Source organism: Corynebacterium freiburgense, assembly GCF_030408815.1.
In the GTDB taxonomy this organism is placed as follows: Bacteria; Actinomycetota; Actinomycetes; order Mycobacteriales; family Mycobacteriaceae; genus Corynebacterium; species Corynebacterium freiburgense.
In genome coordinates, this window is record NZ_CP047355.1 from 362,966 (window position 1) to 375,122 (window position 12,157).

Genomic DNA, 12,157 nt, shown 5'->3' on the forward strand with positions numbered 1-12,157 from the left:
CAAGTAAGGACGTACAACATGGCTATTCGTAAGTACAAGCCGACTACGCCGGGTCGCCGCCAGAGCTCCGTATCCGGATTTGACGAGATTACTCGTTCCACCCCGGAAAAGTCTCTGCTGCGCCCGTTGCACAAGACTGGTGGCCGTAACCAGCACGGTCACATCACCACCCGCCATAAGGGTGGTGGACACAAACGCCGCTACCGCGTTATCGACTTCCGTCGTAATGACAAAGACGGCGTAACGGCAAAGGTCGCTCACATCGAGTATGACCCGAACCGTACCGCAAATATCGCATTGCTGCACTACCGCGATGGCGAAAAGCGCTACATTATTGCCCCAAAGGGCCTTAAGCAAGGCGCCATCCTCGAGTCCGGTCCAAATGCCGATATTAAGCCTGGCAATAACCTGCCACTGCGTAATATCCCTGCCGGTGCAACCATTCACTGCGTGGAATTGCGTCCAGGTGGCGGTGCAAAGATGGCCCGTTCCGCAGGCGCATCTATCCAGTTGCTGGGTAAGGAAGGCAAGTACGCCGTACTGCGTATGCCTTCTTCTGAAATCCGTCGCGTAGATATCCGTTGCCGCGCCACCGTTGGTGAGGTCGGCAATGCAGACCAGATCAATATCCGCTGGGGTAAAGCTGGTCGTATGCGTTGGAAGGGTGTTCGCCCAACCGTTCGTGGTGTGGTTATGAACCCTGTTGACCACCCACATGGTGGTGGTGAAGGTAAGACTTCCGGTGGTCGTCACCCGGTTTCCCCATGGGGTAAGCCAGAAGGCCGCACCCGTAAGCCGAACCGCCCGAGCGATCGTTTGATCGTTCGCCGTCGTCGCTCCAATAAGAACAAGAAGCGCTAAGAGGAGGTAACAGAGAATGCCCCGTAGTCTCAAGAAGGGCCCCTTCGTAGACGAACACCTCCTGAATAAGGTGGACGCTCAAAACGAAAAGGGCACCAAGCAGGTCATTAAGACCTGGTCCCGCCGTTCAACAATTCTTCCCGATTTTATCGGCCATACCTTTGCTGTCCATGATGGTCGCAAGCATGTTCCGGTATATGTGGATGAATCCATGGTCGGTCACAAGCTCGGAGAGTTTGCTCCAACCAAGACCTTTAAGGGTCACGTCAAGGACGACAAGAAGGGACGTCGATAAGCGATGAGTGAAGAAATCACCACCGCCCGCGCAACTGCGCGCTTCGTCCGGGTAACCCCGATGAAGGCCCGCCGCGTAGTGGACCTTGTTCGCGGTAAGTCCGTTGCTGAAGCCATGGCTATTTTGAAGTACGCTCCACAGGCTGCTTCCGAACCAGTGGCAAAGGTCGTTGCGTCCGCAGCTGCCAACGCTGAAAACAATTTCGGTCTTGATCGCGACAGCCTCGTCATTTCCCAGGCTTGGGCAGACGAGGGGCCGACTATGCGTCGTTTCCGTCCGCGCGCACAAGGCCGTGCATTCCACGTCCGTAAGCGCACCAGCCACATCACCGTGGTTGTCGAGAGCCAGAAGGGAAGTGCTCAGTAGTGGGCCAGAAAATCCATCCCCACGGCCTCCGGCTGGGTATTACCTCCGATTGGAAATCCCACTGGTACGCCGACAAGCAATATGCTGATTACCTCGCAGAAGACATTAAGATTCGCCGATTCCTGGCTAAGGGCCTGGATCGCGCCGGTGTCGCTGACGTTGTAATCGAACGTACTCGCGACCGTGTTCGTGTTGATATTCATACCGCTCGCCCAGGCATTGTTATTGGTCGCCGCGGTTCTGAGGCTGACCGTATTCGCGGCGAGCTGGAAAAGCTCACCGGCAAGCAGGTTGCCCTGAATATCCTCGAGGTCAAGAATATCGACGCTAATGCTCAGCTTGTGGCACAGTCCATTGCAGAGCAGCTGTCCAACCGTGTGGCATTCCGCCGCGCTATGCGTAAGGCTATTCAGTCTGCAATGCGCCAGCCGCAGGTCAAGGGCATTAAGGTTGTGTGTGCAGGTCGTCTCGGCGGTGCCGAAATGTCCCGTACCGAGCGCTACCATGAAGGTCGCGTTCCACTGCACACCCTTCGCGCCGAAATCGACTACGGCACCTATGAAGCCCACACCACCTTTGGCCGCATTGGCGTAAAGGTGTGGATCTACAAGGGTGACGTTGTTGGTGGCCGTCGCGAAAGCGAAATCAATGCACCAGCAGCAGATCGCCGTGGCCGCGGTGACCGTCGTGAGCGTCCTCGCCGCGGTGGGCAGCGTCGCCAGCGCGCAGAACAGAAGCAGGAGGGCTAAAACCTATGCTTATTCCTAAGCGCGTAAAATTCCGCCGCCAGCATCGCCCGCATCGTTCCGGCGTATCTAAAGGTGGAAACCGCATTACCTTCGGTGATTATGGAATCCAGGCCCTGGAGCCCGCCTATATCACCAACCGTCAGATCGAATCCGCTCGTATTGCCATTAACCGCCATGTTAAGCGTGGCGGTAAGGTATGGATCAATATCTTCCCGGATCGTCCTCTGACCCAAAAACCGCTGGGCGTACGTATGGGTTCCGGTAAGGGCGGCGTCGAAAAGTGGATTGCCAATGTTAAGCCAGGCCGCATCCTCTTTGAAATGAGCTACCCGAACGAGGAGATGGCCCTCGAGGCACTTCGCCGCGCTGGCCAGAAGCTCCCCTGCAAGGTCCGTATCATCAAGAAGGAGGACCAGTTCTAATGGCTTCCGGTACCCCCGCATTTGAGCTCCGTGAGCTCGACGCTGAAGAACTCACCAAGCGCCTCCGCGAGGCCAAGGAAGAGCTCTTTAACCTGCGTTTCCAAATGGCCACCGGCCAACTTACCAATAACCGTCGCCTGCGCACGGTCAAGCGCGACATCGCCCGCATCTATACCGTTATCCGCGAGCGCGAGCTGGGCCTGTCCGTAGTTCCGGGAGCTGAGGCTTAAACATGAGTGAGGCAAACGTGAACAAGAAAGAAAAAGGCGCACGCAAAGTACGCACCGGATATGTGGTTTCTGACAAAATGCAGAAAACCATTGTTGTGGAGCTCGAAGACCGCAAGCAGCACGCTTTGTACGGTAAGACCATCCGCACCAACTCAAAGGTGAAGGTTCATGATGAAAACGAGACCGCTGGTGTAGGCGACCTCGTACGCATCGCCGAATGCCGCCCATTGAGCAAAGATAAGCACCACCGCCTAGTAGAGATCATCGAAAAGGCAAAATAGATTGCTTATCGACGCCCCGCCACCTGCAGCCTCCACAAGGAAGCGCGGGTTGGCGGGGTTTTCCGCACTTTGGATCATTGTCCTCTGTCTGGTCTTGGCGCTCGTTGGAGGATTTGGGTATTGGTACATTTCTTTTGGGAGCCGTGACGCTGCCGCGGAATCCGGTAGGGAAGAATATCACCGTATCTTCACAACAAAGGTAGGCGCAGACGCCAATATAAGCTCGTATCCTGTCACCCATTCAACAAGTCAACACGGGTGGGACTGGAACCCTGAACACGCAGGTGAACCCACACTTCGGCGGGGAGAATGGCACGCAGCCATTCATATCGAGTGGCATAACCCGCCATCCGAACAAAAACTTAATGAAATATTCGATACCGCCCGCGAAATTAACGACCGCTCCACCGAATACAACCATCACGTATTCCTCTACATCACTGAACCACTTCACCAGGGTGTTTTGCGATACCGCGAGAGCCTCGATAGCGGCACCCGTGACATACTCCAAGCTCGTGGGGTTCTCGAAGGTGAAACCTACTGGAGCATTGCAGAGGTAACCAGCTATAACGACAAAATCCTAGGCGATGGCCCAGAACTAAACCTCCAAGGCCCAACCCTGCCCATTGGTGAACAATTTGAAAGATTCTCCGCTTACTACGACGCTGGACTGAAATCAGGGTCCGGCAATGGCTGGATGCTAAGACTCTCTGAACAGCAACACGGCCTGTGGTACTTCCGGATGCCCTATAGCCGCAAAGACGACCCACACTTTCAAAACGTGCGCGACCTTATTCACCAAGGACAAGATTTTCAAGGCGTGATATTTCTTGGAGGCGTATACAGAGTTAAAGTATCAGCTAATAATCCAAACATTTGGTTGCCTGAATTCATCGCGGCCCACCCCGAGCTCCCAAACGACGGTACTTTCGAATTCGAATTTGATGACGCTACGACGATAAGTTACGGCGGCTGCCGCAACGAAAAAGCCAACGAACACTACCGCTATTGGGAACTCATTAGCCGATATGAACGCTGCTAGTGCTGACGTACAAAACAGGGGCAGAATATGAACGGTGACGGGCGCGACGTCGAAAAGCTTCTGCCCGGAGGAAGTAACGGATCACTAGTTCGAATCGGGGATATGGTACGCCGAGAAACGCGCCCCTGGACTCCCAGCATTCATGCCTTACTACGCCATTTGGAGGCGGTGGGTTTTACGCACGCGCCGCGGGTGTTGGGAGTGGATTCGCGCGGCCGTGAGGTCCTTTCGTTTCTATACGGCGAATGCGGAAACTACCCTCTACCAGTACGTTTGCGTACCGACGCCGCGTTACGCTCCGCGGCCCACATATTGCGGGCTTATCATGATGCAGCTGCTGGATTTCAGATCCCTGCCGGTGCGAAATGGCAATTACCACCGCTGGAGCCTGTTGAAGTAGTCTGCCACAGTGATTTTGCGCCATACAATTGTGTGTTCGATGGCGAGCGGGTTGTGGGGATTATTGATTTTGATGCAGCGCGCCCGGCTCCGCTTGCTTGGGATCTAGCCTATGCGATATATCGGTTCGCGCCATTTGCTGCTTCAACAAATCCGGATGCTTTTGGCACTTCGTTAGAGCAAGTGAGGCGGGCAAACCTATTCTTTGAGGCGTATGGTGCCTCGGTGAAGTTACGTGCCGATAGTATCCGGAGTGTGGTGCCGCGGTTATATGATTTGGTGGACTTTATTGAAGGTTCTGCTACAGCTGGTGACGTGAATTTTCAACGCCATATCAGGGAGGGGCATGTGAAGTTGTACCACGATGATATTGCTTATATTGAATCCGAGATATCGCCGATTTTTACATGACACATTTACGTAACCCTGATTAATGCGGGTTGTTGGTTTCTTTCGGGTCGGCCGTGTTAGCGATTGCTTGGAGTGCTGCGAGGTGTGAATTCCATTGCTTCCTTCCTGTCGGCGAAATCCGAAGAATTGTTCGAGGTTTTTTCCCTACAAACATTTTTTTAATGGTGATGTAGCCTCGTTCCTCGAGCGTGGAAGCATGTTTGGATAACGTGGAGTCCGTGGTCATCAGGAAGTCCCGCAACTGGGTGAACGTCATATCTTCAACTCCCGCGAGCGCTGCGAGCAGTGAGAATCGCAGGGGATTCCCAAGCAACGAGTCGAGTTGATTACGGGGGTGTGCAACGTTCATCGCGGAAATCCTAGCGTTTTCTCAGTGATGCGATTTCAATAGCGGGGCCAATGGTTGCGACTACTGCGAAGCAGATGCTTAATGTGACAGCAGTTGTGAGTCCTGTGTCAAACACTCCCTGACTCAATGCCGTGATGATCCAAAGTGCAGTCCAAATTCCCATCATGATGCCCCAGCGTTTTCCGAATCCATGTCGGATTGGGTTGAGGCGGGCTGTAACCGGGATTGTGGTAACGCCAATCAAAATCCAAGTGAAGGTAACGATCAGTACAGGTATGACTGAGTGCCCGCTCGCTGCTGCAAAGTAGGTGCATGTGGAATACAGTGAACCAGCTGCGCAGATTGCAATGAAGTGGAGCCAGATGGGGCTAAACTTCGCCGCATTTTGTGTGAGTGTTGCTGCTTGCTGGAGTTGTTGGTTGGCTTGTTCGGGGGTTGGGGTAGTCATTTGTGTTTAACTCCTTTCACCTACGATTATAGGAAAGTACTTTCCAGTTTGGCAAGTACTTTCCGTAAAAATTTTTGGGGGAGGGTATTCATAGTGTTTACTTGAGTGCACTTGAATAGGAGTTTTGATCAAGCTGGATGGGTAAGAAATGCCATGTCGGAGCTGGTCAGGGGCGAGGATAACACTATGGTTGTGCGCGTTGCATTAATAAATATCCCATTGAGGGTCGAATTTGCTGGCAATACTTTTGGGCAGCCTGCCTGATTGCATGTGTTGATGATTACCGCAAATGCTCTTACGCAGTAGCATCTCTTATATTTGACTTGCTGCAGAGGTGCCTAGAGCAGTGTTTTTCATTCATGGGAGCTTATTTAAAAACGTTGCAGACAAATATAGCGCTTCATTTGTTCGTTTCCTTTTTAGTGATCTAAATATGTTCGACAACTAGTGCGGTATTCGGCTTATGCTCCATCATCGCCGGCCACGCTGCTTTTGAAGGGTAAATCTACTGCAATGACGGTTGCCGCCAATCCAACAAGCAGGATCAGGATGATACTTACGATGATTCCTTAGCGGGCAGAGGGCATAAACATCTTATATATAAATGTAAAAATTTATTTGTGGGTTGTGCGATTACAAGGTTCATATATGCGTAAGCTTATTTTGTCCCAAAGGATGGGGTATCGACGTCGCCGTTTCCTGCGTATCCGTTAGCTTGGTGTTGGCGCAAAAATATGCCTGTTAAATCATGTTTGCGCGGGTTTTGCTATGTGTACATCCATGGTGAGGTGCTGCATTCTCCACCGATACTTCCATCATCTATCGCTGCTCAAAAAACTGAAGCTATTGGAATGTTATACGCATGGTGGCAAACGCCAGGAGGTACTTATATGGTGCAGGGCGGCGCCAGCCGAAAGTTTGCATGGAGATTTACGGTTGGTAGACCGGAGGTCGCGGATTGGTCAGAATATTCCCAGGTGCTCAAACTTCTCTGAGAGTTCATCTACCAATGCGCTCATCGAAATTTGAACTCACTGCAAACATGTTCTATTTGCCCTATTTGTCGACTAAAAAGATTTGGTGTTTTTCCGGCTGTAGGAGATGGCGGTGTTTGTGCTGGCTGTCCATAGTTTAGTTCGGATTTGGTGGAGAAAAGGAGAGTCGGTCGAAGATCAAGACGCTCGCGATGATTTCACCGTCCTGCACTGTGAAGCACTCTGCTGCTGGGGCGGTCGTTGTGACGGCAGTTTGTGGGTAGTAAAACAACGCCACTTGCTGTCCGTTACTGAATTCAGCAATATTTTCGATCCCGATCAGATTAGGGGCGAATCGGCCAATGTATTCCTTGTACATCTCCTTGCCATTGAGCTCAATTCCGGGTGCTTGGCAGTGGATTGTGTCGGCTACGTAGCTCATGGCGGTTTGGAGGTCACCCGAGGTCCAGGCATTGTGGTATTTCATTACGACGTCGCGGGGGCTCGATGTGTACATGGTGTGTTGTGCTCTTTCGGTTTCGGGGTAAGAATTATTTGTTTAGTGGTTGCCAGTGGTCTGGGCCAGGGTCTTTTCCGCCGCCAACCATCCTTAGGCGGGGTAGGAAATTGGCCCAGCCGTATCTATGTCCAGCTATCGCCTCGTCTGGAAGATCGATGTGGCGTAGTGTTACGCGTGTTCCCATTGGAATCGGCGCCAGTAAGAATTCCACGGTGGACGCACCCGCAGGTAATTCGCTGCTGCCCAAGAATCCCCATGAAACTACGATGCGGTGGTATGGCTCCACTTTGAGATACTTGCCGCGTACGGGATAGCCTGCAATATCGACAGCAAAATGGCCACCGGGGGTCGGATCAAGATCCGCATATTCGCCCATCCATGCAGTCATTCCCTCGTTTGTCGTGAGGTATTTGAAAACTACCTGCGGAGGTGCAGCTATTTCGATGGAATCTTGGAATTCAGCCATCTCCGTTGCCTTCCCGTTGCTCTATTGCCGACTTGAGATCTGCTAGTCGTTTTGGCCAGAAATCATCCAGGTAGGAACGCACCGCTGCAAGACCGTCGGTATTGATTGCATATAAGTGACGTGTCCTATCTGATGTAACGGTGGCTAGTCCGGCTTTTTGTAGGACTCGTAGATGGTGCGACGTCGTTTGTTGAGAAAGCCCCAGTTCATTCGCGACCAAGCCTACTGATTTCGGATTCAAACGGATTGCATGCAGGATGGTTCGTCGGTTTGCGTCAGCCAGCGCGCGAAGCGCTAAGTCAATACTGATAGATTCTGCTGCTTCCAAGGGTAACCTCCAAAACATTGAACAGCATCACAATAGCACAAATAAACATTTGTACTCAAGTTCATTTGAACAATTATTTTGGCCTATAGATTGGCGGACACATCAAGTGGTCCCGCTTTCATTTTGGGGCTGTTGGATAAGTGAAGGGCGTTTTACGGTGCTGTTAAAAGCAAAAATGCTTTGGCGGGGCGCCGTTCGTTTGGTTAATGATTCGAGGGCTGAGCTCGTAGCTTGACGGGATTGTGATAGTTTTATGCTTTTCGGTGTGGGCCGCATCTCCGTGCTTAAAACGGTCCTGTTGGTGACAATGCTCCTGAAGGATTAATGCCTGTACCAGCCCCGAAGGGCTTATGATGTCGCCAAAAACACCAATTGGGCACAACATGGTGTTTTTGGCGACAAAACACCCTAAGAAAACGCGGATCCTTGTCGCCAAATACACCATCTTGCGTGCAATTGGTGTATTAAACGACAACCCCCAGGTAAACAGCTGCCCACAATCCAACCCACCACCAATAGTTTTACTTTGTGGTCGATTGAAGGTCTGTAAGGGTGTCATTCGAATTGGTGTGCTCATTTATCATAAACCCATGAAAGTTAGGCAAACCAAAGGCGCCGGCAACCTTAGTCAAGCCAGCGCCCACGACCAGGCCAACGCCAGTAAAGCCGGTAAGAAATCTCAACAGCTAGTCCCGTATCGCTTGAGCAAACAGGCAGTGTACACAATTTCGGGCAGCGTTTTGTTAACTTGGTTGTCGGTTTTGGGGATGTGCCTAGCTTTAGTTGGGGCAGGCAATATTATCGATGCTTATCCAGCCCGCCCTTCTTTCACTCCTATTTTCGTCGGCTTGGTTTTAATTTTTATAGCCATTGTGGCACGCACGGTATTGGTGGCGCGGGGGCAGATTCTGGAGGAAAATCGCATTCGGCATCGGATTCTTGATGCGGTGTTTTCTGCTGGTCCGGCGCGGTCTGCAACTACGAGTACTGGTTCGACGGTGGCGCTTGCTACGGAGCTTACTGAGAAAATGATGCTCATGCGGGTGGGGTTTGTTGCTCAGGTTATTGGTTCGTTTTCTGCCCCGTTTCTGGTTGTTGGGGTTGTTGCGGTGTATATTGCTCCGTTTCCTGCGCTGGTGTTATTTCTTATGTTGTTGGTGGTTCCAGTTGTGGTTGCGGGTTTTCGGAAGCTGGTGTCGCGGGCGTCTTCGGGTTCGCAGGATGCGCGGAAGGCTTTGGCTGCTGCGTATATGGATGCGTTGAAGTCGTTAAGTACTTTGCAGCTTTTGGGCGCCGCTGGTCGGGTTTCGGATCAGTTGGCGGAAACTGGCGAGCGTAATCGTGTGGCGGTCATGCAGCTGCTGAAGGTGAATCAGTTGATTTTATTGGTTATCGACGCCGCGTGCAGCCTAGCGTTGGTGACTACTGCGGCGGCTATGGCGTTGCTTGGGGATTATTCGCAAGGTCAGGCGATTTGTCTCATTGCGCTAAGTATTTTGCTTCTTGAGCCGATGGATCAAATTGGGGCATTTTTCTATGTGGGGATGAGTGGGCTTGGCGCTCAGCGCGGGATTTTTGGTTTCTTGCGGGCTCGCGCCACGAAATCCACGAAACCAACGAAACCGGGAATAACCGCACAACCTGCTGAAACGGATGTTGCGGTTGTTGTTTCAAATATGCATTTTGGCTATGATCAACCGATTTTTCATGGTGCCAACCTTACGATCCGGCGGGGAGAAAGGGTGGCTATTATTGGGCCGTCTGGTCAGGGGAAGTCGACACTATTGTCTTTGCTGAAAGGGGATTTGCTTCCGCAGTCTGGAAGTGTTTCGGTGGCGGGTGAATCTGGGGATGGACTGTGCGCGGCGTCGGCAAGCGTGGCGCAGACTACCTGGTTGTTTAGCGGAACCATTGCAGATAACTTGCGCATTGCATGCCCGGAGGCCACGGAGGAGCAAATGTGGGAGGCGTTGGACCGCGCGCATGTGGCGGAAGAAATTCGGCGGTTCCCACGTGGGCTCGCAACTGAATTGGGGGAGCAGGGCTTGGGTATTTCTGGGGGTCAAGCGCAGCGAATTTCGCTTGCACGTGCGATTATTTCCGGGCGGCGGGTGATCCTTCTGGATGAGCCAACCTCGCACGTAGATTTGGCGTCCGAGCGGGAAATCCTGGCCGCTATTAATGCCCTTGGGCCGGAGTACACCCTTATTTTGGTCACGCATCGCACCTCATCGCTGCAGCATATGGATCGCGTTCTGCGTGTATCCGGCGGGGAAATTAAGGAAGAATCATGAGTGCAACCAATCCAACTGTGCGGCAACTCGTCATCTGGCTTCTTAGCATGACTCGGCCGGTCTTGGCGCCACTGGGTGTTTCCACATTGTGCCGGATTGCCAATCAAGTGCTGAATATCTTGTTGTATGTGGTGCCGGTATATGCATTGATTGCGCAAAATATGAGCATCACTACCGTTGTGGTTTCCATGGTTATTATGGCGCTGGCCAAGGCTTTCCTGCGCTATCTAGAACATTTTTTCGGCCACCTGGTGGCGTTTAAGGCGCTCGAACTGATTCGCGTTCGAGTGTTTCGGGATATATACCCTCAGGCGCCGGCCATTATGTCACGTACTGGCAGCAATGCCGTGGGCAGCGGTGATATATTAACCCGCCTGACTCGCGATATTGCCCAGATTGAGGTGTTTTTTGCCCATACCACCGCACCCGTGATTTCTGCCTTGGTGGTGCCTACTGCGGTGGTTGCTGTGGTGACCGTGTGGTCGCCATGGCAGGGACTTATTGCCGCAGGTATTTTATTGCTAGCAGCCCTTGTGAGTGTGGATACCAGCACATATAGGTTCGCTTTGGGGGTGACGGATACGCGTGGTGTGATTGCCCAGCATGTTACGGATTCCATTGGTGGTGTGGCCGAGGTTACCGGTTATGGTGCCGCTGAGCGTCGGCATAATGACTTAGCAAATTTAGAAAAACCTCTGGTAGGAAGCATAGTTCGGCGCAGTGGCGTCGTTGGGGTTCGCGGTGGTTTGGTTGCTGCCGCCCGGATGTCCGTAGTGCTTATGCTCCTGCCTGCTACCGATAACCTTGCGCTAAGTGTGGTTGCCATGTTTGCGGTGCTGCGTTGTTGGGACATGGTTCAGGAAGTCACCGATTTGGGCAATCATTTTTCGCAATCACTTGCGGCTGCGCGCAGGGTGTGGGGCCTTTCGCATGCAGGTTTGGCATTACCTGATGGTGGTTTACACATTGAAGCTCATGGCCCTGGCGTGAGCGTGCACTGGCGCGACGTGAGTTTTACATACGATGGTGCGCCTCAACCAGTGGTGCGAAATATAAATCTGGAGGTTGCGCCGGGTTCCTGGACCACGGTGGTTGGTTCTACTGGTTCGGGCAAATCTACTATTGGGAAATTATTGCTGCGCTACTGGGATGTAGATTCTGGCGTTGTGCTGCTGGACGGCAAGGATATTCGCGATTACAATATTAATGCTCTGCGTTCTGCGGTGGCGATAGTCACCCAAGATATTCGGCCGATGAATGCCACCGTCGCGGAAAACTTGCGCCTTGCTGCGTCGAATGCCACCGATACGGAATTAGCACATGCGTTGTATCTGGCTTGTCTGGATGGGGAAGTGGAGCTTTCGGATTTCGTAGGTGAGGGTGGTGCCTCGCTTTCCGGTGGTCAACGCCAACGGCTGTCCCTCGCCCAAGCTTTATTGCGTGGTGGAAGGGTACTGGTTTTGGATGAATTTACTGCTCACCTAAATCCAGCATTGGTTGCACAGGTTCGGGCTCGGCTCCAGCAGGCATTCCCTTCAACCACAGTTATTGAGATCGCCCACGACTTGGACAATATTGATGCTGCTAGCTGGGTCGCTGTTATGGATCAAGGCGAAATAGTGGAGCAGGGCAAACCCGAACAACTGCGGGCCCAGCAGGGGGTATTGCATTATTTGCTGCAAAGGGGTTCATAGTTAGCGTTTCGACGCCGCCAGCCTCATA

General features: G+C 52.4%; 16 protein-coding genes. 11 read left to right on the forward strand and 5 right to left on the reverse strand.

The features are described 5' to 3' along the window. Window positions 1–18 precede the first annotated feature (18 nt). Genes rplB through CFREI_RS01665 form a run of 9 tightly spaced genes read left to right on the forward strand, consistent with a single transcriptional unit; the run spans window position 19 to window position 5,056 of the window. Window positions 19–861, forward strand: coding sequence for a 50S ribosomal protein L2 (gene rplB, locus CFREI_RS01625; protein WP_027012661.1), 843 nt, complete (start codon window positions 19–21; stop codon window positions 859–861). Between the two features lie 16 nt (window positions 862–877). Then, entirely contained in the window at window positions 878–1,156 is a 279-nt protein-coding gene (gene rpsS / locus CFREI_RS01630; RefSeq protein ID WP_027012662.1) for a 30S ribosomal protein S19, read from the forward strand. Window positions 1,157–1,159: 3 nt separating this feature from the next. Beyond that, the gene (gene rplV, locus CFREI_RS01635) at window positions 1,160–1,522 is read left to right on the forward strand and encodes a 50S ribosomal protein L22 (RefSeq protein WP_027012663.1); all 363 of its coding nucleotides are present in this window, start codon (window positions 1,160–1,162) and stop codon (window positions 1,520–1,522) included. Then, window positions 1,522–2,271 carry a 30S ribosomal protein S3 gene (gene rpsC / locus CFREI_RS01640; protein WP_027012664.1) on the forward strand — a complete coding sequence of 250 codons (750 nt, stop codon included), beginning with the start codon at window positions 1,522–1,524 and terminating at the stop codon, window positions 2,269–2,271. Before rplV ends, rpsC begins: the two co-directional genes overlap by 1 nt. A gap of 5 nt (window positions 2,272–2,276) precedes the next feature. Continuing rightward, entirely contained in the window at window positions 2,277–2,693 is a 417-nt protein-coding gene (rplP, locus tag CFREI_RS01645) for a 50S ribosomal protein L16 (protein ID WP_027012665.1), read from the forward strand. After that, complete coding sequence (rpmC, locus tag CFREI_RS01650; RefSeq protein ID WP_027012666.1) at window positions 2,693–2,923, forward strand: 50S ribosomal protein L29; 231 nt, start codon at window positions 2,693–2,695, stop codon at window positions 2,921–2,923. The genes rplP and rpmC overlap by 1 nt, the downstream gene beginning before the upstream one ends. Window positions 2,924–2,925: 2 nt before the next feature. Beyond that, on the forward strand, window positions 2,926–3,204 hold the full coding sequence (rpsQ, locus tag CFREI_RS01655; protein WP_027012667.1) for a 30S ribosomal protein S17: 279 nt from the start codon (window positions 2,926–2,928) through the stop codon (window positions 3,202–3,204). Between the two features lies 1 nt (window position 3,205). Beyond that, the gene (locus CFREI_RS01660) at window positions 3,206–4,246 is read left to right on the forward strand and encodes a flagellar basal body-associated FliL family protein (protein ID WP_035112021.1); all 1,041 of its coding nucleotides are present in this window, start codon (window positions 3,206–3,208) and stop codon (window positions 4,244–4,246) included. Window positions 4,247–4,273: 27 nt separating this feature from the next. After that, the gene (locus tag CFREI_RS01665) at window positions 4,274–5,056 is read left to right on the forward strand and encodes a phosphotransferase (RefSeq protein ID WP_035112022.1); all 783 of its coding nucleotides are present in this window, start codon (window positions 4,274–4,276) and stop codon (window positions 5,054–5,056) included. A gap of 19 nt (window positions 5,057–5,075) precedes the next feature. Here CFREI_RS01665 and CFREI_RS01670 read toward each other — a convergent pair whose 3' ends face one another. The 5 genes from CFREI_RS01670 to CFREI_RS01690 form a co-directional block, all read right to left on the reverse strand. Beyond that, entirely contained in the window at window positions 5,076–5,405 is a 330-nt protein-coding gene (locus CFREI_RS01670) for a winged helix-turn-helix domain-containing protein (RefSeq protein ID WP_205618459.1), read from the reverse strand. A 10-nt stretch (window positions 5,406–5,415) separates the two neighbouring features. Next, window positions 5,416–5,853, reverse strand: a complete 438-nt coding sequence (locus CFREI_RS01675) for a hypothetical protein (protein ID WP_027012671.1) — start codon at window positions 5,851–5,853, stop codon at window positions 5,416–5,418. Window positions 5,854–6,984: 1,131 nt separating this feature from the next. Continuing rightward, window positions 6,985–7,344, reverse strand: a complete 360-nt coding sequence (locus CFREI_RS01680; RefSeq protein WP_027012673.1) for a nuclear transport factor 2 family protein — start codon at window positions 7,342–7,344, stop codon at window positions 6,985–6,987. Window positions 7,345–7,378: 34 nt separating this feature from the next. After that, window positions 7,379–7,813: an SRPBCC family protein gene (locus CFREI_RS01685; protein WP_027012674.1), complete on the reverse strand. Its 435-nt coding sequence runs from the start codon at window positions 7,811–7,813 to the stop codon at window positions 7,379–7,381. Continuing rightward, on the reverse strand, window positions 7,806–8,159 hold the full coding sequence (locus CFREI_RS01690; RefSeq protein WP_290246110.1) for an ArsR/SmtB family transcription factor: 354 nt from the start codon (window positions 8,157–8,159) through the stop codon (window positions 7,806–7,808). Before CFREI_RS01690 ends, CFREI_RS01685 begins: the two co-directional genes overlap by 8 nt. A 572-nt stretch (window positions 8,160–8,731) precedes the next feature. On the opposite strand from CFREI_RS01690, the gene CFREI_RS01695 reads away from it, so the two are divergent. Further along, window positions 8,732–10,435: an ABC transporter ATP-binding protein/permease gene (locus CFREI_RS01695; protein WP_240483206.1), complete on the forward strand. Its 1,704-nt coding sequence runs from the start codon at window positions 8,732–8,734 to the stop codon at window positions 10,433–10,435. Continuing rightward, window positions 10,432–12,129 carry an amino acid ABC transporter ATP-binding/permease protein gene (locus tag CFREI_RS01700; protein ID WP_051255929.1) on the forward strand — a complete coding sequence of 566 codons (1,698 nt, stop codon included), beginning with the start codon at window positions 10,432–10,434 and terminating at the stop codon, window positions 12,127–12,129. The genes CFREI_RS01695 and CFREI_RS01700 overlap by 4 nt, the downstream gene beginning before the upstream one ends. Window positions 12,130–12,157 lie beyond the last annotated feature (28 nt).

What these genes read in the sequence shown, in the direction of transcription:
- rplB (WP_027012661.1), top strand. Translation starts at nt 19, where the DNA reads ATGGCTATTCGTAAGTACAAGCCGACTACGCCGGGTCGCCGCCAGAGC.
- rpsS (WP_027012662.1), top strand. Translation starts at nt 878, where the DNA reads ATGCCCCGTAGTCTCAAGAAGGGCCCCTTCGTAGACGAACACCTCCTG.
- rplV (WP_027012663.1), top strand. Translation starts at nt 1,160, where the DNA reads ATGAGTGAAGAAATCACCACCGCCCGCGCAACTGCGCGCTTCGTCCGG.
- rplP (WP_027012665.1), top strand. Translation starts at nt 2,277, where the DNA reads ATGCTTATTCCTAAGCGCGTAAAATTCCGCCGCCAGCATCGCCCGCAT.
- rpmC (WP_027012666.1), top strand. Translation starts at nt 2,693, where the DNA reads ATGGCTTCCGGTACCCCCGCATTTGAGCTCCGTGAGCTCGACGCTGAA.
- rpsQ (WP_027012667.1), top strand. Translation starts at nt 2,926, where the DNA reads ATGAGTGAGGCAAACGTGAACAAGAAAGAAAAAGGCGCACGCAAAGTA.
- CFREI_RS01665 (WP_035112022.1), top strand. Translation starts at nt 4,274, where the DNA reads ATGAACGGTGACGGGCGCGACGTCGAAAAGCTTCTGCCCGGAGGAAGT.
- CFREI_RS01670 (WP_205618459.1), bottom strand. Translation starts at nt 5,405, where the DNA reads ATGAACGTTGCACACCCCCGTAATCAACTCGACTCGTTGCTTGGGAAT.
- CFREI_RS01675 (WP_027012671.1), bottom strand. Translation starts at nt 5,853, where the DNA reads ATGACTACCCCAACCCCCGAACAAGCCAACCAACAACTCCAGCAAGCA.
- CFREI_RS01680 (WP_027012673.1), bottom strand. Translation starts at nt 7,344, where the DNA reads ATGTACACATCGAGCCCCCGCGACGTCGTAATGAAATACCACAATGCC.
- CFREI_RS01685 (WP_027012674.1), bottom strand. Translation starts at nt 7,813, where the DNA reads ATGGCTGAATTCCAAGATTCCATCGAAATAGCTGCACCTCCGCAGGTA.
- CFREI_RS01690 (WP_290246110.1), bottom strand. Translation starts at nt 8,159, where the DNA reads ATGTTTTGGAGGTTACCCTTGGAAGCAGCAGAATCTATCAGTATTGAC.
- CFREI_RS01695 (WP_240483206.1), top strand. Translation starts at nt 8,732, where the DNA reads ATGAAAGTTAGGCAAACCAAAGGCGCCGGCAACCTTAGTCAAGCCAGC.
- CFREI_RS01700 (WP_051255929.1), top strand. Translation starts at nt 10,432, where the DNA reads ATGAGTGCAACCAATCCAACTGTGCGGCAACTCGTCATCTGGCTTCTT.